The 22,326-nt window shown below is 45.4% G+C and carries 20 protein-coding genes; 9 read left to right on the forward strand and 11 right to left on the reverse strand.

What is annotated here, in order from left to right; genetic code table 11:
- Window positions 1-160: 160 nt before the first annotated feature.
- Both QT987_RS09620 and QT987_RS09625 read left to right on the forward strand, forming a co-directional pair.
- Window positions 161-469 carry an RNA recognition motif domain-containing protein gene (locus tag QT987_RS09620; RefSeq protein ID WP_015179102.1) on the forward strand — a complete coding sequence of 103 codons (309 nt, stop codon included), beginning with the start codon at window positions 161-163 and terminating at the stop codon, window positions 467-469.
- A 361-nt stretch (window positions 470-830) separates the two neighbouring features.
- Window positions 831-1,289 carry a phosphate-starvation-inducible PsiE family protein gene (locus tag QT987_RS09625; protein ID WP_333239294.1) on the forward strand — a complete coding sequence of 153 codons (459 nt, stop codon included), beginning with the start codon at window positions 831-833 and terminating at the stop codon, window positions 1,287-1,289.
- 83 nt (window positions 1,290-1,372) lie between these two features.
- On the opposite strand, the gene rimM is transcribed toward QT987_RS09625, so the two are convergent.
- From rimM to QT987_RS09640, 3 genes are all read right to left on the reverse strand, one after another.
- Window positions 1,373-2,014: a ribosome maturation factor RimM gene (rimM, locus tag QT987_RS09630; protein WP_333239325.1), complete on the reverse strand. Its 642-nt coding sequence runs from the start codon at window positions 2,012-2,014 to the stop codon at window positions 1,373-1,375.
- Between the two features lie 141 nt (window positions 2,015-2,155).
- Window positions 2,156-2,788 carry a response regulator gene (locus tag QT987_RS09635; protein WP_015179099.1) on the reverse strand — a complete coding sequence of 211 codons (633 nt, stop codon included), beginning with the start codon at window positions 2,786-2,788 and terminating at the stop codon, window positions 2,156-2,158.
- An 86-nt stretch (window positions 2,789-2,874) separates the two neighbouring features.
- A complete protein-coding gene (locus QT987_RS09640; RefSeq protein WP_333239296.1) occupies window positions 2,875-4,128 on the reverse strand; it encodes a molybdenum cofactor synthesis domain-containing protein in 1,254 nt (417 codons plus the stop codon).
- A gap of 117 nt (window positions 4,129-4,245) precedes the next feature.
- Here QT987_RS09640 and QT987_RS09645 point away from each other — a divergent pair, with 117 nt between their 5' ends.
- The 3 genes from QT987_RS09645 (at window position 4,246) to cobO (ending at window position 6,292) form a co-directional block, all read left to right on the forward strand.
- Entirely contained in the window at window positions 4,246-4,863 is a 618-nt protein-coding gene (locus QT987_RS09645; RefSeq protein WP_333239298.1) for a hypothetical protein, read from the forward strand.
- Window positions 4,864-5,018: 155 nt separating this feature from the next.
- The gene (locus QT987_RS09650) at window positions 5,019-5,597 is read left to right on the forward strand and encodes a Uma2 family endonuclease (RefSeq protein ID WP_333239299.1); all 579 of its coding nucleotides are present in this window, start codon (window positions 5,019-5,021) and stop codon (window positions 5,595-5,597) included.
- Window positions 5,598-5,656: 59 nt separating this feature from the next.
- Entirely contained in the window at window positions 5,657-6,292 is a 636-nt protein-coding gene (cobO, locus tag QT987_RS09655; protein WP_333239301.1) for a cob(I)yrinic acid a,c-diamide adenosyltransferase, read from the forward strand.
- Between the two features lie 147 nt (window positions 6,293-6,439).
- On the opposite strand, the gene QT987_RS09660 is transcribed toward cobO, so the two are convergent.
- The 7 genes from QT987_RS09660 to ribBA all read right to left on the reverse strand — a co-directional run bounded on the left by QT987_RS09660 (window position 6,440) and on the right by ribBA (window position 18,046).
- Window positions 6,440-8,977 (reverse strand): CHASE4 domain-containing protein, encoded by a 2,538-nt coding sequence (locus QT987_RS09660; protein WP_333239303.1) that lies wholly within the window; start codon window positions 8,975-8,977, stop codon window positions 6,440-6,442.
- Between the two features lie 330 nt (window positions 8,978-9,307).
- A complete protein-coding gene (locus QT987_RS09665) occupies window positions 9,308-9,805 on the reverse strand; it encodes a hypothetical protein (RefSeq protein WP_333239305.1) in 498 nt (165 codons plus the stop codon).
- 389 nt (window positions 9,806-10,194) lie between these two features.
- Complete coding sequence (locus QT987_RS09670) at window positions 10,195-11,199, reverse strand: RNA polymerase sigma factor, RpoD/SigA family (RefSeq protein WP_333239307.1); 1,005 nt, start codon at window positions 11,197-11,199, stop codon at window positions 10,195-10,197.
- A gap of 877 nt (window positions 11,200-12,076) precedes the next feature.
- A complete protein-coding gene (locus QT987_RS09675; RefSeq protein ID WP_333239309.1) occupies window positions 12,077-13,810 on the reverse strand; it encodes an ATP-binding protein in 1,734 nt (577 codons plus the stop codon).
- Window positions 13,811-13,894: 84 nt separating this feature from the next.
- Window positions 13,895-15,334, reverse strand: a complete 1,440-nt coding sequence (locus QT987_RS09680; protein ID WP_333239311.1) for a pentapeptide repeat-containing protein — start codon at window positions 15,332-15,334, stop codon at window positions 13,895-13,897.
- A 48-nt stretch (window positions 15,335-15,382) separates the two neighbouring features.
- Window positions 15,383-15,838 (reverse strand): HAD domain-containing protein, encoded by a 456-nt coding sequence (locus QT987_RS09685; RefSeq protein WP_333239313.1) that lies wholly within the window; start codon window positions 15,836-15,838, stop codon window positions 15,383-15,385.
- A gap of 516 nt (window positions 15,839-16,354) precedes the next feature.
- Complete coding sequence (gene ribBA / locus QT987_RS09690) at window positions 16,355-18,046, reverse strand: bifunctional 3,4-dihydroxy-2-butanone-4-phosphate synthase/GTP cyclohydrolase II (protein ID WP_333239315.1); 1,692 nt, start codon at window positions 18,044-18,046, stop codon at window positions 16,355-16,357.
- A gap of 170 nt (window positions 18,047-18,216) precedes the next feature.
- On the opposite strand from ribBA, the gene QT987_RS09695 reads away from it, so the two are divergent.
- A complete protein-coding gene (locus QT987_RS09695; protein ID WP_333239317.1) occupies window positions 18,217-18,795 on the forward strand; it encodes a site-specific DNA-methyltransferase in 579 nt (192 codons plus the stop codon).
- A gap of 139 nt (window positions 18,796-18,934) precedes the next feature.
- Window positions 18,935-20,308, forward strand: coding sequence for a DUF4339 domain-containing protein (locus QT987_RS09700; protein ID WP_333239319.1), 1,374 nt, complete (start codon window positions 18,935-18,937; stop codon window positions 20,306-20,308).
- A gap of 322 nt (window positions 20,309-20,630) precedes the next feature.
- Here QT987_RS09700 and QT987_RS09705 read toward each other — a convergent pair whose 3' ends face one another.
- Entirely contained in the window at window positions 20,631-20,783 is a 153-nt protein-coding gene (locus tag QT987_RS09705; protein WP_333239321.1) for a hypothetical protein, read from the reverse strand.
- Window positions 20,784-20,892: 109 nt separating this feature from the next.
- On the opposite strand from QT987_RS09705, the gene QT987_RS09710 reads away from it, so the two are divergent.
- Together QT987_RS09710 and QT987_RS09715 are read left to right on the forward strand one after the other, a co-directional pair.
- Window positions 20,893-21,210 carry an RNA-binding protein gene (locus QT987_RS09710; RefSeq protein ID WP_333208470.1) on the forward strand — a complete coding sequence of 106 codons (318 nt, stop codon included), beginning with the start codon at window positions 20,893-20,895 and terminating at the stop codon, window positions 21,208-21,210.
- 410 nt (window positions 21,211-21,620) lie between these two features.
- Window positions 21,621-22,232 carry a hypothetical protein gene (locus QT987_RS09715; protein WP_333232612.1) on the forward strand — a complete coding sequence of 204 codons (612 nt, stop codon included), beginning with the start codon at window positions 21,621-21,623 and terminating at the stop codon, window positions 22,230-22,232.
- Window positions 22,233-22,326 lie beyond the last annotated feature (94 nt).

Consider the following 22,326-nt stretch of genomic DNA (forward strand, 5'->3'; position numbering starts at 1 on the left):
CCTTCTGCCTTCTTTTTAATTAATCGAGTCAGACAATTGCAGTTTGCACCTATAGGTGCTATGATTTTTTTACAAGGCTTTATTTTCGGCAGTACAGTTCGTTCGATCGGCGTTCCTCCGGATTTAAATCTCTACACCCTCTGATTCTGGAGAATGTTCAATGTCAATCTATGTCGGCAATTTATCCTACGAAGTAACGCAGGAGCACCTCAACCAAACTTTTGGAGAGTACGGTACAGTAAAGCGCGTTCAGTTGCCTGCTGACCGGGAAACAGGTCGGATGCGGGGCTTCGCTTTTGTAGAAATGTCTACTGAAGCCGAAGAAGCCGCAGCCATTGAGGCTCTTGACGGTGCTGAGTGGATGGGTCGCGACCTCAAAGTCAACAAAGCAAAACCCCGTGAAGAACGTCCTAGTGGCGGCGGTAACTGGGGTAACAACGATCGCGGTGGCAATTCTCGTCGCTACTAAACCACCCGAGCTAAATTTTTAGCTATCTTCTATATTGCGTCGGAGCAAGCTGGGAGTCAACCATCATTCTCTGTTGAGAATAGATAGTTAGTTCAGTATTAGCACCGCGCCTTAAAAGCCTCAAAATATTGCTAGACAATAGTTTGAGGTTTTTTTATGGCAAAAATTTATTAAGCAGGAGTTCATCGCGTGCGATCGATTCCTAGCTGACACGAAAAACTATAAAATATAACAGGCAGAGAGAGTCGCCTTCCCCAGTGCCCGGATTGCCGCCGTGAAACCAGGCAATCAGAGAGTTTTGCGCTTGCAAAGCGTACCGAAAAATGACAAAATCATCAAGAATGATGACTAAATCACTGGTATGCTAAAAAAAATATTTAGGCAAATTGCGAAGTTAAGCAATGATGAAAATTTTCTGCATTTTACAGAAAGTGTAGAAGTAATAATATCGAAAGTTTTATCACTGGCGATGATTTTGGTAATTATCGTCAGCGTTGCCGATTTGGTGATTTTTTTAGCACAAGAATTGGCAAACCACACTGATAATTTTTTAAAAGACACGTTGTTTGTGATATTTGGGTTATTTTTAAATGTTTTAATTGCATTGGAAATATTGGAAAATATTACAGCTTATCTGAAAAAGCACGTAATTCAAGTTGAGCTGGTTATTGTAACTTCTTTGATAGCAGTATCTCGAAAAATCATCATTCTTGACCTGGAAAAAAAAACCGCAGCCGACTTGATTGGTTTGGCGACTGCAATTTTCGCGCTTTCCATCAGTTACTTGATAGTGCGGTACACAAATAGAGGAAATGATTAATATTGGGAATTGGGAATTGGGGATTGGGGATGGGGAATTGTTAATAACTAATATCATCTCCTGCCCCTCGACCGGACATGATATTATTCCAACAAACCAGGAGGAGGCACAATTTCAATTCTGCCTTGTTCTAAGTCAACAATTGGCACAATCTCTTCCACAAAAGGAATCAATATTTTTGTGGATTTAGGCTCTTTAACACGAATTTTCCGTGGTTTCCGGGTATTTCTGGGGTCAGCGTTTGCTTGGGGAGTTTCAGGCTGTTTTGGCTTTTCTAATTCTGCTGGGACTGTTTCCGGCGCAGTTAGATTCGTTTCTACTTCTAAAAGGTCGTTACCTGCGGGAATAATATCACTTACCTTGCCTAGGATTTCCCCGGTTAACTGGTTAAAAACTTCCATACCGATCAAATCTTGGACGTAAAACTCATCAGATTCGAGGTAAGGTCGATCGGTCTTTTCAACAAACAACTTACAGCCCCGCAGCGCCTCAGCACTATCGCGGTCTTCCACACCCTCTACCTCTACAGCATACAGCCCTTTGCCGGGAATGTAGCGACCGCCCAAAAACTCGATCGGTTCGGGTTCACTTTTGTTAGGGCGCAAAATCCACCGCTTCCCCGGTTCGATAAACCTTTCCGGGAAATCAGAATCGGGATAGACTCGCACTTCCCCGTCCAAACCTTGAGCTGCTACAATTTTACCGATTTCTATCCATTCAGACATAAACTTTTTGGGAATTGGGAATTGGGAATTGGGAATTGGCAATTGGGAATTGGGCATGGGGCATTGGTAGCAGAAAAGCCTTGGTAACAAACAACAAATAACTACTGACTAATGACTAATGACTAATGACTACTGACTTCTTTACACCAATCCAGTTCTCAGTGCTACAACTGCGGCTTGCACGCGGTCATCCACTGCCAACTTATTCATAATACCGCGAACGTGAGTTTTAATAGTATTTGGGCTCAAGTAAAGCGCCGCTGCTATCTCAGGATTGCTGTTACCTTCCACCATTAATTTTAACACCTCCAATTCCCGCTGCGACAACTGACCAAAAGTAGTTGTAGAGGCAGGTATGGGGGGTTTCAGGTGTTCGATGACAGTCCGGGCAATTTGAGGGTCAAGATATGTAGCCCCCTCTGCGGCGGCTGCAATCGCTGCTAACAGCCTGTCTACAGAAGCACCTTTAATACAATAAGCATCAGCCCCACTAGAAAGGGCAGCAATAATTTCAGTTTCTGCCGTGTGAGAAGTTAACATTACTACTCGAACTTCTGGGAGTTGTGCTTTAATTTGCTGCGTCGCTGCTATGCCGTCGAGCCGTGGCAAACCGATATCCATTACAATGATATCAGGTTTAAGTTTCAGTGCTGCTGCTACGCCTAAATAGCCGTCTTCTGCTTGTCCTACTATTTCTATTTCTGGGGAATCGGCTAAAACTTGCTCTAATCCCAGTTGCATCATCGGGTCATCTTCAACAATTAAAATTTTCATAATTAATTGGCAATTGGTAATTTTTCCGGCTGACTGTTGACTGTTGACTGCCAACTAACTACTGCCAACTGACTACTGTCAACTGACTAATGACTAACTTTTAAAACCTCCACGAATTCGCCCGGTAAAATCCCGGTTTCCGCTGGCGGCAAAACTGCTAAACCACTTGTATTGGCGAGATTAATTAAATTCGCTGAATTTTGGCTGCCGCTAGCAGGTTCAAATTCCCACACTCCCGCAACTAAATGTAGTTTACCCCAAACATAAGTTTCGCGTCGGCCAGGCGATCGCAATTCAGCATTACACCTAGCTTTGACAAACTCCGGCCCCCAAGCATCCGCGCCTAGCCCAGAAATTTTTCTCAAAGCAGGCACAACAAACCGCCAACAGCAGACTAAAGCCGAAACCGGATTTCCCGGCAAACCAAAATAGAGACAATCCGAATTTTTTTCACCTCGTTTAAACCCAGCAACCGTTAAAGGTTTTCCCGGCTTAATCGCCACCGAACTAATGTGAACTTTTCCTCCCAAATCCCCCAAAATTTTCTCAATATAATCGTAGTCTCCTACCGACACGCCCCCCGTAGAAAGCACCACATCCGCTGTTGCCACAGCCCCGGAGATCGCCTTATTTAACGCCTCTTCATTATCAGGAACAATCCCCAATCGAATCGGTTCAAATCCCATTTGGGCCAACAAAACTGTCAAAGCATACTGATTCGAGTCTACCAGTTTCCCCGGTGCCAAAGGTTCGTCTGGCGATACCAATTCGTCACCAGTAGAAAAAATTGCCACCCGCAGCCTCCGATAAACGGGAACTTGAATGCACTGGGCAGTTGCTAACACTGCCATTTCTGGGGCGTTGATAACTGTACCGGGAGTTAGCAAAGTTGTTCCTGCTTGATAAAAAGCGCCTTTGTGTCTGACAAATGCTTGCGGTTTTTCAGGAGAAACTAAGATAAAAATACGATCGCCCTCTCGCCTCGTTTCTTCCTGCATTACCACCGTATCAGCGCCCGCAGGCATCACCCCACCCGTAAAAATTCGCGCCGCTTGCCCCGATTGGACGGTATTTTGAGGCTGATATCCGGCTGGAATCTCTTCAACTACTTCGAGTACCACTGGTTTTTCGGCGCTACAGTTTTCCACATCCGCAAACCGCACCGCGTACCCATCCATTGCTGAATTATCCCAATAAGGAAAATCAAGGGAACCAGTGACTGCCGCAGCCAAAATGCGCCCCGATGCTGCCAGCAAGTCTACAGTTTCTACATCCCGCTGACTGTCGAGGGGTTGCGCCAAATTTAGAACGATCGATTCTGCTTCTTTCACTGACAGCATGACTGTCTCCTTGTTTTGATAACACTCATGATTAAGTTTAGCAAAATATCCAGAGATATTGGTGATATAATTTTTTTTGATTTGGGCAGTCAACCTAATTTTTGGTGTTAATTGCTTATGACTATTTCTCGTTTGGTTGTTAGGCTCAATTGTTTATCCTTATTTGTGGTGGCTATCTTGATATTTTTCACTCAACTTTCAGGGTTAAAAGTCAGCGATTTATTCTTTCCGCCTTATTCTTATTCCCATCCCAATGTCGCCTTGTTAACTCGGACTTTCCAGATTTTATGTTCTGTACCCGTCATTGTTTGTAGTTTTACCTATAAATTAGCTCAAAGTATTCAACCGCGCACATCAGAAAATCGATTTATTCTGTTTTCGGCTTTGTTAACAGGTGGATTTTTACTAAATGAAATTTACAGAATTCATATATATATGGTAGCAGGGGGAATTCCTAAGCTAGGAGTAAGTCTTTTGTACGCCGTTGTTTTGTCCTCCTACGGATGGTTTTTTCGGCGAGAACTACAGTTAACTCCCTACCAAATATTGTTAGCGGGTGTAGGCTTGTTGTTTTTTGCGATCGGCGTCGATGCCCTGCATATAAAAAACAAAATATTCTCCAGTTTACTAGAGGGACTACCTAAACTGTTTAGCGAAATCAACATTGCATTTTATTATTGGTATGTCTGTAAGTGTTTCCTCCAAAAAGCGTTTGATAAAACTATTAATAGCTAGTTATAAGGATGTGATATAATGAGCAAAAGTGCATAAAAAGATATCCATTAAATCCTCTTAACCCTTAATAATATTTACAGCATCTGCATCGCTCGGCCTTGAGCCGCCTTCATATACATAATCTTAAAAGTCCCAACGCATCCTGATAAAATACCATGATAGCAGTTACAATCAACTTCAACTCGATCGCCAAAATAACCGACGACCAATTTTATCAACTGTGCCGCGAAAACCCAGATGTCAAATTTGAACGCAACGCCAAAGGAGAAATAATCGTCATGCCACCCACAGGAGGAGAAACCGGAAATTACAATTTTGAAATAGCTACTGATTTTGGAATTTGGAACCGACAAACTAAACTGGGAATTTGTTTCGATTCTTCAACTTGCTTCAAACTGCCAAGCGGTGCCAACCGTTCTCCCGATGTCTCTTGGATTGAAAAATCAAGATGGGATGCACTCACCCCCGAACAAAAACAAAAATTTCCTCCCATTGCCCCGGATTTTGTCTTAGAGTTAATGTCGCCGACAGACAGCCTCAAAGATACTCAAGACAAAATGCAAGAATACATGAATAACCAAGTAAAATTAGGCTGGTTAATCAACCGCAAAACCCGGAGAGTCGAAATCTATCGCCAAGGACAAGAAATAGAAGTTTTGGAATGTCCAACAGAACTTTCAGGAGAAGATGTTTTGCCCGGTTTCGTGCTAAACTTGAAAACACTGTGGCAATAACTTGACATCTTGCATCTATCAGCGTTTATTTGCGTTCATCTGCGGTTAAAAAAAATCTAATGGAAACCAATACAGAAACTACTGCAACCACTGGCTTAACAGCCCAACAACACAAACAGAAAATGCAGCGCCGCCAAGAAGTGCAATCACAGCGAATCGCTAACTCTTCCAAAGAAAAAGGTTTAATTATAGTCAATACGGGTAACGGTAAAGGCAAAACCACGGCCGCTTTGGGAATGGTTGTGCGATCGCTCGGTCACGGCTACCGCGTCGCTATAGTACAATTTATCAAGGGAGCTTGGGAACCCGCAGAAAAAGCCGTTTTTCAACTCTGGGAAAAACAGCTAGAATTTCACGCAATGGGAGAAGGCTTTACCTGGGACACGCAAGACCGCGATCGAGATATCGAAACAGCTCAAAAAGCCTGGGAAAAATCCCTAACTTTTATCGGCAATCCCGAATTTAAATTAGTTCTTCTAGATGAAGTCAATATAGCATTAAAACTAGGTTATTTGCAAGTAGAGCAAGTGCTTTCCGGGTTAGACCAAAAACCAGAAGAAACCCACATTATTTTAACAGGCCGAGGTGCCCCGCCAGGGCTAATTGAACGGGCAGACTTGGTGACTGAAATGACATTAGTTAAGCATCCATTTCGAGAACAAGGGATTAAAGCTCAAGCAGGTATTGAGTATTAATGTTGTTGGTCTTCAAAAGTTTAGTCCTAATTAGCTAAAAGCTGATTGGGAGTGGACTGAAGCCCTGACTACAAACCGTATTTATGTTGTTTCTATTCAGCACTTTTTACCCAATCTAAAATCTAAAATCTAAAATCTAAAATCGAGCTATGCTGGCAACATCAGAGTAAAAGTTGACCCCTTGCCAAACTCGCTAGTCACAGTAATTTCTCCCCCCAGCATCTGAGAGTATTTCTGCGCTATTGCCAAACCCAAACCCGTTCCTCCGTACTTGCGGGTAGTCGAAGCATCCGCTTGCGTAAAAGGTTGAAATAACTTTTCTAGCTGTTCAGGAGTTATCCCAATCCCCGTATCAGTACACTTAAAAATAAACCGTTCAGAACCCCAACTCTTCTCGTCATTTTTAATTCTTTCAACGCTGAGTGTAACTGTTCCTTTATGAGTAAACTTAGCTGCATTGCTGAGCAAATTAAACAAAATTTGAGTAAACTTAATTTGATCGGAATACAATTCGCCAATATTATTAGGACACTCCACATTCAGGCGATTACTGTTTCGCAAAAATAGCGGTTCAACAGTTTTGGCTACATCTTGAACTGCCTCAGACACGTCAAAAATTTCTAATTCAAGTTCCGCGTGACCAGCTTCAATCTTCGACAAGTCCAGAATATCATTAATTAAGGTTAGTAAAAGCTGGCCTGAATTGTGAATTCTCTCTAAATCAGACACAAAATTTTCTTCGCCCAAATCTAAAGCCTCTTCTTGCAGAATCTCGCTGTAACCGATAATCGCATTCAGAGGAGTTCGCAGTTCGTGGCTCATGTTAGCCAAAAACTGACTTTTAGCCAAACTAGCTGCTTCTGCGGCTTCCTTTGCCTTGTAGAGTTCGGCCTCGGCTTGCAAGCGGTCGGTCACGTCGTGAGCCAGCACTAATTCAGCATTTCTGCTATCAAATACCAGAGCATAAGAAGTAATTTCTACATCAATAATTGTGCCGTCTTTTTTCTGATGCTGCCACACACCGGCAAACTCAATACCAGCATCTAGTTGGGATATATTTTCTAGCAATTTCGGCAGCTCTTGGGGGGGACGAATGTCCGCAACGGTCATCTTGAGAAATTCGTCGCGAGTGTAACCGTAGTGTTGGATAGCAGACTGATTGACGGCTATAAATTCTAGAGTTTCTAAATCGTAAACCCACATCGGATGGGGGTTATTTTTAAACAAAAGTCTGTAGCGTTCTTCCGAGGCTCGCAGTTCGGCTTCTGCTTGCTTGCGCTCGGTAATGTCCCGGACAACCGTGCAAATAATCTCGCGGCCGCCGTAGGAAATCACGCTCCCGCTCACTTCCACATCCACGCAGGAACCGTCTCGGCGACGGTAGAGAACTTCGCCAATTCTAAATTGTTTGTCCGTCAGCAGCAACTCGATATTGTTGTCAATTAGGTCTTTAGAGTAAGCGATGATATCGTAAATAGTCAGTTGCGAAATCGCATCAGGACTGTAATCGAGCAAGTTTCTAAACGCTGTATTGGCTTCCAACAGGCGTTTGGTTTGAGCGTCCCACAGGAAAATACAATCTGTAGCTTGCTCGACTACGGCTCGGTAGCGGGCTTTTTCCTCAAGTTGTTCGCTTTCGGCTTGGGCGATCGCACTCAACATTCCGTTGATAGTATGGGCAAGGTCGGACAACTCGTCTTCGCCCGTCACCGGTAGTCGCACCGAGAGGTCTTGGCTGCTACTGACGCGCTTCACTGCTTTCGCCAAACCGCTCAACCGAGACAGCACCAGACGCTCTAGCAGTAGCAGAGTGCAGCCGACCAACCCAACTCCCGCTAACGCTACAGACCCCAGCAGGTACAGCAAACTAATTTGACCTTGCCGATATATTTCTCTGGGGATATCCACCCGCAATAGCAGCGCAGGTTGGTTGTAAATATCGCGGATCAGAGCGTAACCCGCGATCGACTCTTCGCTTAAAGGACGCACCAAAATCGGTTTTTTTTCCGACAGTTTCTCCCGCACTTGCTCAAAGTCTGCAGGCAACCTAGCCTCATTCACGCTGTGTACGATTAGCGGCAAGCGAGTAATTTTAGAAACCTTTGCAATGCCTGCAGCATCCAAATTGCGCCCGAAGATCAGCGTACCTCGGATCGGGCCGGTGCTTTTAGTCGTGAGAATAGGCCGAGAAGTAATCAGTATTGGCCCTGACGGTAGCAGCATAATACCAGCGAGGCTGCTTTTGGCGTTGGGATGCTGCAACAGCGGGTCGCTTAGAGAAATACGCTGTTTTAATGCTTCTGGAACAGGAGTTAATTTCAGCTTTTCGCTGTCTAAACCTGTACCGTAAACTATTTTGCCAGAAGTATTGACAAATACGGCTATATTAACTCTTATATTAGCCAGCCCTTCTGGAATTAAATTGGAGTCAATGAATTCTGAGTTGCGGTTTTGGATAAAATCGTAGGTGTCGTCCCACGCAGACCAGTCGGCAAAGCGCGAGTTGAAGTCGTCGGCAGTTTGCCCGAACACGCTGAGCACTCCCTTGACAACCTGTGTGGCTTCTTGTTCCTCTGCTTTGATCAGGCTGCCCAAGAGGATGCTTGAGGAGGCGACATACAGAATGCCAGTTAATCCAGCGATGGTAATGCCAATTATCGATAGTGTTTTCCGACGCAGTTTCATTTTGCCATGTGTGTGGTGTCCGTCCGAAATTCTCAACTCAGGAGCAATTTTACTACTGTTTCCTGAAGCCTGACCGAAAGCAATTTGGTCCGGGGGCCCCCGATGTATCAGTGGGGTTGCTTTCTTCAAATCTCAAATCTCAAATCTCAAATCTCAAATCAAGAGCAATTTTACTACTGTTTCCTGAACCCTGACCGAAAGCAATTTGGTTCGGGGGCGCCCGATTTATCAGTGAGGTTGCTTTCTTCAATTCTAAAATCTAAAATCTAAAATCTAAAATCTAAAATCTAAAATCTAAAATCGATTGACTGGTGGCGCAGCGCGTGTTTCCTACTTTTCCCACACCTGCTCTTTGTGAGCTTCCGTGCAAAGACCCAAGATGCGATGATCGTTCTCGCTGATGGTAGAAATTGGGTAATACTGTTCCAGGTTTACGGAGTAGGGAGAGCGACTGCCGTCGTAAGTGTCCACGACTGTTAAATTTAACTGAGTTCGATCGCCCGTGCCGTAAAAACAGTAAAAAGCAGACCGAGGTAGGTAAAAAGCGCCGACTACCTTACTCTGTCGCATTTCAAATACAAAATATTCTTGTTTAATTTCCTCTGGCTGGCTCGACTGGCCGTAGAGGTAAATGCCATCTGCTAAACCTGTGCTAGCTGTATCTGGCTCAGGATTTGGCGGAGATTGCGAGCTAAAAACGCCGGATTTGATGTCCGAGTTGTGTGCCCGGCCTGCGGGTAATGCGATGCTCAAGTTACCGGGCGAGAGAGCAAGCACGATCGCGATCGCTTCTAAACTTCCTGTCAATATCAAATAAGTCAAAACCACTCCAGACCCCAAAATTTAAAATAACTGGTTCCAAGCGCCTCTTGTACCAGTTTCACCAAGATTGTAGAGAAACCGGGTACTTGGCTTAATGTTGGCTATTAACTTGAATGAACGATCGCCCGCCCGGTTCCTGAACTTAAATCTAAGATTAGTTTTGATCAATTTTCCGTCCGCCCCGATCGGGCGATCGACCCCTCAAATAATACCATTTTTGATTTTAAATTTTAGATTAAAGAATTGAATAATTTGGCGTGACCTATTCCATAATGGTTTGAAGCACGGGCCTACCGTTGCATTCTTTTTTTAACTGCTATAAAAGTATCCTTCCCAGCAATGCCAACACGAAAAAAAAAAGTTGAGATTTTGGGAAATCTCAACTTTTTTAGTGACTAACTAGCCAAGTATTCTCGGACTTGAGATTGGCGGCGCCGCAGGTGGGCAAGGGCTTGATGTTCTAGCTGCCGCACCCGTTCCCGGCTGAGATTTAACCGTTCTCCGACTTTCGCCAGAGACATTTCTGTGCCGTCTTCCAAACCGAAGCGCAGAATTATCACATCTCGCTGCTGGGGGGTCAGTTCTGATATCAAAGTATCGAGGTCTTGCCGCAGCAATTCCGAGGTAATGTAGTTGTCTGGAGATGCCGTTTCGTCTTCTAAGAGTTCTTGCAGTTCGGTATCTTGGTTGTCTCCTACCCGCAAGTCCAAAGAAACTGGATGTCTTGCCATCAGCAGGTATTCCCGAATTTGGGAAGGGTGCAGTTCCAAGGCTGCGGCAATTTCGGCAGGGGAGGGAGACCGGCCCAACTGCTGGGTAAGTTCCCGCTGCACTTTTTTGATTTTGTTGAGTTTTTCGGTGATGTGAATTGGCAATCGAATTGTGCGGGCGTGTTGGGCGATCGCGCGGGTAATTGCTTGCCGAATCCACCAGTAGGCATAGGTAGAAAATTTGTATCCCCGCATCGGGTCAAATTTTTCAACTCCTCGTTCTAAACCAAGGGTGCCTTCTTGAATTAAATCCAAGAATTCCATATTGCGTTTCTGGTATTTTTTGGCGATCGCCACTACTAGCCGCAAATTCGCTTCAATCATCTTTTGCTTGGCCCGCCGCCCTATGTGTAAGATGCGGCTAAGTTCAGGTTCGGTCAACTCCATTTCGGCAGCCCACTCTTGATCCGTCAGATCCCGCTGCCATTCTTTAGCAAGTGCTTGTTTTGCTTCGATTAATTTCATCATTTGCTGCACCTGCTTCCCGAAAACAATTTCTTCTTCTCGGGTTAGCAGGGGTACGCGACCGATCTCGTGCAGATAGGTACGAACCGTATCCGTTGAGGAGTATGGCCGGCTGCCCATGCGATCGGCTTTCACTGTTTTGTTTTTGGGGGTTGTGGTGGACATGGGTGAGTATTGCACTCCTTGTAACAACAGATAAAAAGTTGGTGATACCCTGTCCCACTTTTGCAAGTGGGATAAAGACTGCGACAAAGGGGATGTTTCCCCTCTTGTTTATCGGTGACGATCGGTAGAAGCTTTTTGTTTGGGATTGCTTTTGTGCTTGATTTCCAGTAATCGCCGTCGATTTTCGGTAGTTCGCTAGCTTTAACGGCTAGTTCAAGGCGAAGTGGAGCAAGAGTTTAGTTTTCTCAATATTATTCCCAATTTTGAGGATCGTAAAGAGTAAAAACCTCTGTCTTAAGGTCAAGATTCTACATTTTTCCTTAAGGTTTTGAATTCCCTGTTAGTTTTAACTGCAACTCAACTTAACAATACTCATGCAAACAGACTCATGCTATTCGAGGGCTTTGTTTTGCTCTCTGTTCCATCATCGCTTGAAATTTTCTCGCTGCCTAGATGGTGGGATGCGAGATAACCGAACTCGATCGCCGTATTAGATGCCAGTAACTGTTTAAAATATTTATTGACATTTTGATTTAAATATGCTAAGCAAATTCTGCTACGAGTAACGACAAGGTGTATAAAGGCTGGCTGTTGCCCTGTTTGACTTTCATTGTGCTGCGAGGCTCCATCATCTCCATCATGTTTAAGCTTAAGCAAATTTTGGGCCGTTAGGGATGAGGGGTAAGGGGGTGAAAGGGGAAGAGCTTCTGACTCAAAGCTGGGGCCTAATTTTTTGGACGTTCGATCGCACTTTTTCGTTTATAACTGAGGCAAAAATCAGATATTTCTGTCATTGCCAGCGATCGCCAATTGTTCGCAAAGACTAATTTACAGTAACCTTTGCCTAAGTTCTGTAAGGAATCTAGCAGTTGTCAATCTAAAATCCTAAATCCATTTTAGCAGATTCTGCCTCGGCAAATACTTGTTCATCGGGCATTTCTTGCCAGTCAATATCCCCAATTTCTCTGTAGAATTGCTCGTCGTAAGGACGAGTTTGCACGACTACGGGCATCGGTACGGCGTGGCCCAAAACTAATGCTTGCTGTTTGGAGTCGAGTTTTGCCAAAACTGAACGCAAACTCTGCCCTCCCGAAACACCGGTAAAAATAGCATCAATGTCTTTATCATCGTTTAGCAAGGCTGTGATGCGTGTTCCGACTTGCGACATGACTTCCGCGTCGATTCCTGACGGGCGCTGGTCTACAATCAGCAGGGTGACAAAGTATTTTCGCATTTCTCTGGCAATTGTACCGAAAATGGTCGATCGCACGATCGCCGGATCGAGAAAGCGGTGAGCTTCTTCAATGGTAATCACCAATGGCTGCGGGCGATCGCACGGATTTTTGCTCTGCAAAAACTTTTCTGCTTTCTTCACGTAAGCTTCGTGAATGCGGCGAGTAATCACATTTGCCGCTAACATATAGGACAGCAAATCCGAGTGCGAACCGAACTCAATTACTACATTCTTCCCACCATCTAAACACTGCAAAACTTCAGTTACATAATTTTTGGGACAGCGTTTCCGAATGTATTTCAAATCGTTTAAACGCTCTAATTTCCGCTGCAAAGCCATAATCGAAGACTTATTTCCCCGCTTTTCTTCGCAAAACCTTGAAATATCTTCATTGCTCATTTCCAGCAACTTGTTGATCCAACCGCTACCCAACTCGTTTCGCAAAATGATCGCATTTTCGATACTAGCTTCCGACAAATTCAACTCTCTCTGTACGAGGGAGATATCTTCCACTTCAATTTGATCGAAACTCAAAAACAACTCTTGAGCGTCGCGGACTCCCCGGCGTTTTGTCGATTCTGGATCGAGGGTATAAATCTGCATTTTATCGGGAAATAACTGCCGCAAACCTTTAACAGTGCTGAACTGTTTCCCTTCCGAAACAGCTTCCCACCCGTACTCCGAGTGCATATCAAAAATTAAATTAACAGCAGCTTGCTTGCGAATAATTCCCGACAAGAGCAAGCGCGTCAGAAAAGATTTTCCCGTTCCCGACTTGCCAAAAACTCCGTTGCTGCGTTCCACAAATCGGTCTAAATCCAAGCACACAGCAACGTCCATGTCAATCGGTTTGCCGATCGCAAAATTGCGGCGATACGGGTCATCTTCCCAGCCAAAAACCGCCCGAAAATCAGTTTCTTTGGCATCAAACACCTGGGAAAAGTGGCTGGGAATAGTTTTGACAGGTAGCAACTCAATATCCGCACCGCTTTGTGACTCAAAAGAAGCCAAATTTCCTAACGCCAACTTGTTCTCGCGAACTGGGCCGTTTTTCGTCGGGTCGAAAATTGCCTGCTGTTTTTCTCGTTCAGCAGTCAACATCAACATCGGCGACAGTTCGATCGTACCGTAGGTGCTGCTACCGGCTAGCACTGCGAGCAGAAAATCGTCGTCGGGATTGGGAGGATTCGATAAAATGCGGGCGCTAGAAGTTCCGAGAGACACGTCGGTGAGCATACAGAAAAAGTGCGATCGCACCCCCCGCACTACTAAAAATTTCCCCACCCTCATATCTTCCACCGAAACATCGGCGTGCAGTCGCACTTCTAATCCCTTGCTCAGGGAACCTTGAATAACAGAGCCTAACGGTCGATCCATTTTAGATTTTAGATTTTAGATTTTAGATTGTTAATAATCGAGTAATTTTCGCTGGGCGATTTTCGAGTGTTAACAGTCAACTAATTACCATTCCGATTCTAGCGGCAATTCAAAAAAACTCGGACTCAGATATATATCGGTCAAATCCGTTTCGCTCAAATAAGCGTCAGTCAAAAATACCCCTTTTAAACTTGCGCCTTTGAGGTTAGTACCTTTCAGGTTAGCACCTCTGAGATTAACTCGGAATAAATGAGCATCGCTCAAATCGGCCTCAGTTAAATCTGCTCCCTCCAAATTTACTCTCATCAAATCTGCTTTTCGGAGATCAGCTTCGTTTAACTTAGCGCCGCTGAGGTCAGCTTTTGTCAAGTCTACACATCTCAAGTCGGCCCCGCTCAAGTTCGCGAACAGCAAAGTAGCTCCGGTGAAATCTGTCTCCCTCAAATCGGCATCCCTTAAATTAGCGCCACTGAGGTCAGCCCTTGTTAAGTCTACACCCCGGAGGTCAGCAGAACTCAAGTTTACTTGGTGTAAAATTGCGCCGCTTAAATCGGCTCCTCTTAAATCAGTTCCCTCCAAGTTTGCACCTTTGAGGTAAGCTTTTTTTAAGCTAGCTCTGCTGAGGTCTACATTTTTGAGATTGACCGAAGTTAAGTTAGAAGCGCTCAAATTAGCTCCGCTTAAATCTGACCCGTTTAAGTCGGCTCCGGTTAAATTTACCCCTTGCAGCGATACATTGGGAGCAATTAAATAAGCTCCGCCCAGACTGGGGTCGATACCTTCTGAAAACAAAGTCTGGTTGCTGTAAACAGCTTTCTCCAAAATCGTGCCGCTCAAACTAGCTTCCCTCAAGTCCGCTCCGCTGAGGTTGGCTCCTGCTAAGTTTGCCCGATCGAGTTTTGCGCCAAATAAAATAGCTTTGTATAAGTTTGTCCGCCGCAAATCGGCTCCTTTTAAATCCGCTTCGGTCAAATCTACCATAGCCAGATTTAAGCCAGGGAGAGAAGCATTGGGAGCTAGCAAAAATGCTCCCATTGCACCCGGATCAATATCTTCGGGAAAGATAGTCCGGTTGTTGTATACGGCCTTGTCTAAAATAGCGCCGCTCAACTGAGAACCGCGCAAATCGGCACCGCTAAGGTTGGCTCTGGTTAAGTTGGCTTCGTGGAGATTTGCTCCTACTAAATTAGCCTTGATCAAACTTGCTTGTTTGAGGTTGGCGCCCGTGAATTCGGCTCCTACGAGATTAGCTTCTCGGAGGACAGCACCAGTCAAATCAGCTCTAGTGAGGTTAGCTAAATTAAGAAATGATTCAGATAAATCCGCCCCGCTGAGATTAGCGCCTGTGAGATCGGCTTCAATCAGGTCTGCATACCTGAGCATAGCGTCGCTGAGGTTGGTTTCTCGGAGATCCGTGCCTCGGAGGTTGGCTCCCCGGAGTTCCGCACCGCCAAGGTTGGTGCCTTTAAGTGCTTGTCCCCTGAGATCGAGTCGGTGCAGAAAGTCACCAACGTTCATTTCCATGTCAAATTCACCCTCTCTATGCCGATACTTTTTTCCTAACCTTTGAAATCAAGTTAGATATTCTGAAAGTACCTTTGCTGAGTTCTGGTCAAAACCATTGTAATCATCAATAGCCACAACAGGCGCATCTGGCGGATAGTGTTCTGGAATATCGTCAATGGCTACCCAAGGTGAGTTTTCTGCTTGATTTTGTCGAAGATACTCAAGAACTTCCTGGTGTCGTAGATATTTGTGTCGGTGAATATTTTTGGGATTGAGGAAAGGGGTGAATCCGATAATACGGCTAGCGATATCTGGTGAAAACAATGGAGGGATTACCTCGAAGGGGAATATTTCTTTCCAAGAGGATGAAATTACTACTCGCGCATTAGGATAGGAACGGAGGACATTTTCAAAGTGATTAAGGCAATCGGAATTAAATTTCATTATATCTGCTAGAGAGCTATATCTTCCATGTCTTCTGTCAGGAATAAGTACACCATCAATGTCTAAAAAAATTAACATTAATTAAAAAGCCTCTTGAATGATTTAATGACTATTAATACTGCTTAAGAATATAAATGTGCATCGACGGTTCTCTATCAAGTGTCGCTACATCGACTTGTTATATCATGTCCGATGGATTGACCATAATATCTCGACCGGGCGGGTTTTTGAGATGGTCAATTATTGGCAGATATTGTTGGCGAACCCGCCCCTACCTGATTTCTGGTAATCGACCGGACATAATATTAGACGGCAATCAACATTCACCATAATATCTCGGCCGGGCGGGTTTTTGAGATGGTCAATTATTGGCAGATATTGTTGGCGAACCCGCCCCTACCTGATTTCTGGTAATCGACCGGACATAATATTAGACGGCAATCAACATTGTTATTCACTGTTGTTATTGGTGGCTGCTTTCTGACGAAAGGAAGATGCTGATATCAACAAGTATTGTTCTGAAATTGACAGTTTTTCTTGGCTTCTGCCTTCCCCCCTGCTGGGGTAGGGGGGGTTGGCTTCTACCTTCTGCCTTCAGGGAAGAGGAGCAAAACTGTAGATTTTTTGAGGTTCGAGCCGATCGCAAATTCCGGTTAATTCCGACAAAAGGAATGTCTCGCGATCGAGCTGGACTTGCAGGGTTTTGAGCGGATCTGCACCGGAGGAAACCATGAATTCTAATGTTTGCAAATTCGGCTCAGTGCTGATTTCGCCCAGAATTTTGCCGATCGCCTTGACGTAAGGATGGTTTACATCCAAGTACCAGTCGGGGGCTGCGAGTCCGGCTTGATCGAAGCCGAGGTGAACGATGAGGGAGCCTTCTCCGAACAGGGCTATGCCCACCGGCCGCGCTTCTTCTTGCAGCAGCAAGTGCTGGTTAGCCGCCAAATGCCGCAGTTTTTCGAGGTGTTCGTACCGATTTTGAATGGCAGAATCTTCCTCTTTTCCTTCTGCTTTTTCGTTCCACTGAATCGCCACTGTTACTAAATAAGTTTGCAGTAGCATATGACCGAGTTTTTCGGCTTTTGTTGCCAGATAGATCGAGTTGTAATCTGTGGCTTCAATTAGTAAGGGGACGCGATCGGCTACTTCAATGCCGTAACCTTTCAAACCGGCAATTTTGCGCGGGTTGTTGGTAATCAACCGAATTTTTTTAACTCCCAAATCGTTGAGCATTTGTGCTCCGACGCCGTAGTTCCGCAAGTCGGCGGGAAATCCCAACCGTTCGTTGGCTTCTACAGTATCGAATCCCAAATCTTGCAGCGAGTAAGCTTTTAGTTTATTTACCAATCCAATACCCCGACCTTCTTGGCGCAAGTAAACTATGACGCCAGAACCGACATTTTCGATCATTTTCAGTGCCGCTTGCAGTTGCATCCGGCAGTCGCAGCGCAGGGAACCCAAAGCATCGCCGGTCAGGCATTCGGAATGCACCCGCACCATCACGGGTTTGTCTTTAAATTCTGCCGGGTCGCCCTTGACAATAGCAACGTGTTCTGAATTGTCTTGGGTGTCGCGGTAGGCGTAAATCATAAACTCGCCGAATTGAGTTGGCAATTTGGCGACGGTTTCGCGGCGGACGAATCGATCGTGCTTGAGTCGGTAGCTAATTAAGTCAGCAATACTGATTATTTTAAGGTTGTGGGTTTTGGCGTACTCGATTAATTCGGGCAATCTCGCCATCGAACCGTCGGGGTTTTGAATTTCGCAGATGACGCCGCTGGGATACAAGCCAGCGAGTCTGGCGAGGTCAACCGAGGCCTCGGTGTGACCGGCGCGTTTGAGGACGCCACCGTCGATCGCCCGCAGGGGGAAAATGTGACCGGGACGGCGCAAGTCTTGAGGTTTGGTGTCCGGGTGGATGGCGACTTGGATGGTGCGTGCCCGGTCTTCGGCGGAGATACCGGTACTGACGCCGTTGACTGCATCGATGCTGACGGTGAAGGCAGTTTGGTTGTTGTCAGTGTTTTTGCTGACCATGAGGGGCAGTTCCAGGCGATCGAGCCTTTCGCCACTCAATGCCAGACAAATCAAACCCCGCGCGTTCACGGCCATAAAATTGATGTTGTCGGGGGTGGCGAATTGGGCGGCACATATCACATCGCCTTCGTTTTCGCGATTTTCGTCATCGACTACTACCACCATGTGGCCTGCTTTGAGGTCTACGAGGGCGCTGTCAATTGAGTCAAATTGAAAGGATTGAGTTGAGGTGTTGTTATTTGTCACTGAGCAGTTCAATCTATAAACAGTAATGTTATGGAAATAGAATCTATTTGTGATTGTAACCTTTTGTATCCGGCAGGGCGATCGGCCAATCCAGATGAGTTTGACAATATTTTTCCAGTCACTTACTATAATTATTGCATCTTGTCAACAAAATCTCTCCCCAATATTTCATGAGCTTGACTGAGATCGCGAATATTTTAGGTAAACCGTACTTCCAAGCTCATAATTGCCTAATTTATCTGATTCAAGAAGTTGTCTGGAACTACGGCGCAGGAGTTGCCGGCAGCAAGTTCTTTTCACCCCGCAATGAAAAGTTTCTCTGGTATGTGAAAAATCAAGACAAGTATACATTTAATTTGGATGAAGTGCGCGACCCAAATGTGAAATATCCGAATCAGAAAAAGAACGGCAAGATTAAAGTAAACTTAAAAGGCAAAAATCCGACGGATGTTTGGCAGTTCCCAAAAGTTACGTCGGGGAAAAACCGAGCTTCAAAAGAACGCACGCCTCACCCCGCTCAATTTCCTGTTGCTGTTGTCGATCGCATCATCAAGTCGGCATCGAATTTAAACGAAATTGTTTTAGCTCCGTTTATGGGTTCCGAGACTACAGCAATTCTGGCTCTGGGTTTGCAGCGACAAGTTATTGGATTTGAAATTAGGGCTGATTACTGTCAGATTTTCGCTAGTAGAATAGATGATTTTTTGATGGACAAGGAACTCAGAGAAGCACAGTTATCTTTATTCTAAAGTTGGTAAATTGCAGCAACTTAATTTAAATAGTCCCAGATCGGGCGATCGGTCTCAAGCGATCGGCGCTTAAGATCGCACAGCCCAGAACGATCGGCGCAATGGGACAATATTGATATCCCGTCAAATTATCCCAACCATGAATAATTGGCCGAAATTCCTCCCCGATCCTAGATCGTGCGCCAGAGGGTTTGCCTTAAGCATTAGCTTTTGGCTGATTGTTTCTTTACTGTGGCCCAACGCTTACTACTATTCCTACGGATTTAGCAGGACGTACTGGTACACCATCAGGAACTCTGACTGGGAATCCCCGATCGTACTTGCTTGGTTTTGCCAAATCTGGTTATTTGCTTTCTATCACTGGGGGTTAACCAAGCTTGCAGAGTGGGTGGAAATTCGCCGACACAATCAGCAACCGCCGACTGTATCAGCTTGGCACCACTGGAGGGAAGGCGTTATAGCATTTCTCACACTGCCAGCAGCAATCGTGATGGGAATTCCGCCGACCGCCCTTTTTATGCTGCCGCTAAGAAGCTTTTCGGGCGCCCTCGTTGCTGTAATTCTAGGAAGTGCGATCGCCTCTGCTTACCTGTATCACTTCCGCTTTGCAAAACTGCTTAAAATTATTCTTAAATTCTTAGGGATTTTCTATGCATACCTTCTAAAGATACTTGAACTTTTTTTAGTTCCAGTATTAACTGGTACTCCGTTTTTTCTGCTAACTGTTGCGACGGCAGAAATCGTGCCAATACAGCTACTGCCACTGACAACCTTTCTGTTAGTTATTTGCGTACTGCTAAGCGGGATAGTGGGATATGCAGCTTTGCAGTATTGGTCAGCGCATCTAGTTAATTGGGCCGCGACTTGGTGGCCCGCTGACTCTCCTGGTTACAGTCGCCTTCAAGCCCGAAAAGCCTGGAAACACAACAAAACAGCAACCAGCCAATCTTTTGTTCGGCACACAACCAGTTGGCACTTAGCAGCTAACGACACTACCAACCTAATTTACTTAAACCTCATAGCGATCGTACTCGGTGCGATCGGTTTTCTGCTGTTTGGAAAGTCTTCAGAATGGTCAGAAATACAAGAAGATATTTTAGGATCTGCTGTGGCGCTAGTGTGGGTGGCGGTGTGGCATTTCTGGGGGTGGCCTCGCGAAGTTGAAATTGCTAGAGGTAAGCCGGAGGCTAAGAAAAGTCAGAATTCAGCTAAGAAAAAGCGATCGCCCAATTCTAATTCAGCGCCTCCCAATCCGGTAGAACAAGAGCTAAATCAGCTCAAAGCCACAACTGGAATGAATCGGATGAAGTCAGTAAGACGATCGACCCAGCCAACTCCTGAAGTTGCTCAATGGTACGTCTTTCGCAGCGGTGAAGCCAAAGGGCCCTATACCAAATTGCAATTATGGGAAGTTCAGGAAATCACAGCCCGAACCAAAGTGCGGCGCGGGGAAGCCGAGTGGCAGCGCGCCGGTGAAATTCCAGAATTAGCGTCGTACCTCACTCAAAAATAAGACAGTACAAGTCACCGCACGTCGATCGGCGCTTAAGACGATCGCACTGCCCAGAAAGTAGCGCTATATCCCTTGATAATCTGGAAATAATCTGATAGTATATTAGCAAGTGGGGGTGGAACTACCTCACTATAAAAAGCCTTTGAAACAAAGGAAAAAGAAGCCTGCGGTCTAACTGTACTCAATTGACCGTCAGGTTTTTTCACTAACCGAATATTCAAGTCAATGTCTAAAGTAGTCGATGAACTTTGTCAGTTATAACTGAATCTCAGGCGCTGTTCTCAATCAGACCCAATCAACCTGGTAACAGGGACTAAAAATCTCAGATATCAGGTCGATCGCGCAGCAAGAAACCAAGCGGAGGACGCCAAGAGTGTAAGATGTCAGTTATCACGAATACTTTCTGTTGGCGATTGCCCGACGGCACCCAAAATTGAAAATTATGCCAGCCAATTGCTGATTCTGCTGGCTTCATGTTATAGTGGTTTTCCAAGAATTAAATTCGGTTGCGTAGTTTGTTGGTGTTTATTTACAAGCGTCTCTCCGAATCTAAGTCTCTGCACCCTAATGATTCTGGAGATTTTATGTCGATTTACGTGGGTAATCTTTCATATGAGGTAACATCAGACGACCTCAACGAAGTATTTGCCGAGTACGGTACTGTAAGCCGCGTCCAAGTGCCAGTGGACCGGGAAACAGGCAGGATGCGGGGTTTTGCTTTTGTGGAAATGGCAAGCGAGGCAGAAGAAGCAGCAGCCATCGCAGCTTTAGACGGTGCTGAGTGGATGGGCCGCGACTTGAAAGTCAACAAAGCCAAACCTCGCGAAAACAACAACAACAGACGCCCCTCGGGCGGCGGCGGCTGGGGCGACAACGATCGCCCTGCACGCGGACGCTACTAAACTTTGAGACTGAAAATTTGAGTTTTGGTAGTTGACGGCAGGTGCGAATGCTGCTTTTTTTTCGGGTTGTTAGATCGACCCATCAAATAAAACTCCCAAACCTCTGGCATCAGTTTTGCCCCCTCCTTGGAGGGGGCTTTGTTTTTGGCGAAAAATCCCGCGAGGTACGTCGGCGGTGCAGTTCCCAGTCTAGTTCGTGATTCAGTACCCTCTTAACTGCTTTTTTTAAGAGGCTGTCGGGATTTCGCGGATCGACTCCTGTAAACTATCAAACTACAATTAAGCAGCAAGAAAAGTTAGAATAACGGCAAAACTGAATATTGCCCAGAACAGCCAAACTATCTTTACCGAAGATTAGTCGAGAAAACCAGCCGAATATCAGCCAATATCTTGATTTTGCCTCAATAAAGATGTCCAAGGTCTACAGCACGGCGGAACTCATTAAAATCCTCGAAGAAGAGCGCCAAGCCTGCTTGTATGGGCGGCGTCTCAACTTGACTGAAACTCCTGCTACAGGCAACCCCGTGATTGACCGCTTTCTCAAGTCTGAGGGTGTTCAGAAGTTCACTGCTTATCAAAATTTTAAGGCGGCTGTGCACGAATACCAGCGGGAACATCAAGTTTCTGGGATTGTCTGGCGGGAAATGGCGGTTAAAGGCAATACTCTACGCTATCCGGCAGTGGATGACGAATTAATAGCTCTACCGGTTGATTTGATTACGTTGAAGGCAGCTAAGATTGCTATGTTGGAATTCTGGCAGCAGGTAACTGCCGGGATGGATTTGTATTTAAGCATTAACAGTGGGAAGGATTTTCGATCAATCGAGCCGGTTGATGTAGAAGCTATAGCCCAGCGCACAGAATGGGCCAATCTCTCCAAGTGGGAAAAGTTGGATTTTCTAGAAATTTTGTTGCAGTTGGGCTGGGGGAAGCCGGAGGAAGCTTATTATAAGCGGGGATGGCCAACCTCGGGCAGTGAGTACATTCACGCCGTCAAACCCGGACAGCGGCCGATTTGTTAATTGGTAATTAGTAATTGCTAAGGATCGCGAATTAAATAACTTACAATTTTAATTGTTATTGTGGGATGGGCGTCCCGCCCGTCCTTTTTGGACG

The sequence above is a fragment of the Microcoleus sp. SVA1B4 genome, from assembly GCF_036700545.1.
Lineage (GTDB): Bacteria > Cyanobacteriota > Cyanobacteriia > Cyanobacteriales > Microcoleaceae > Microcoleus.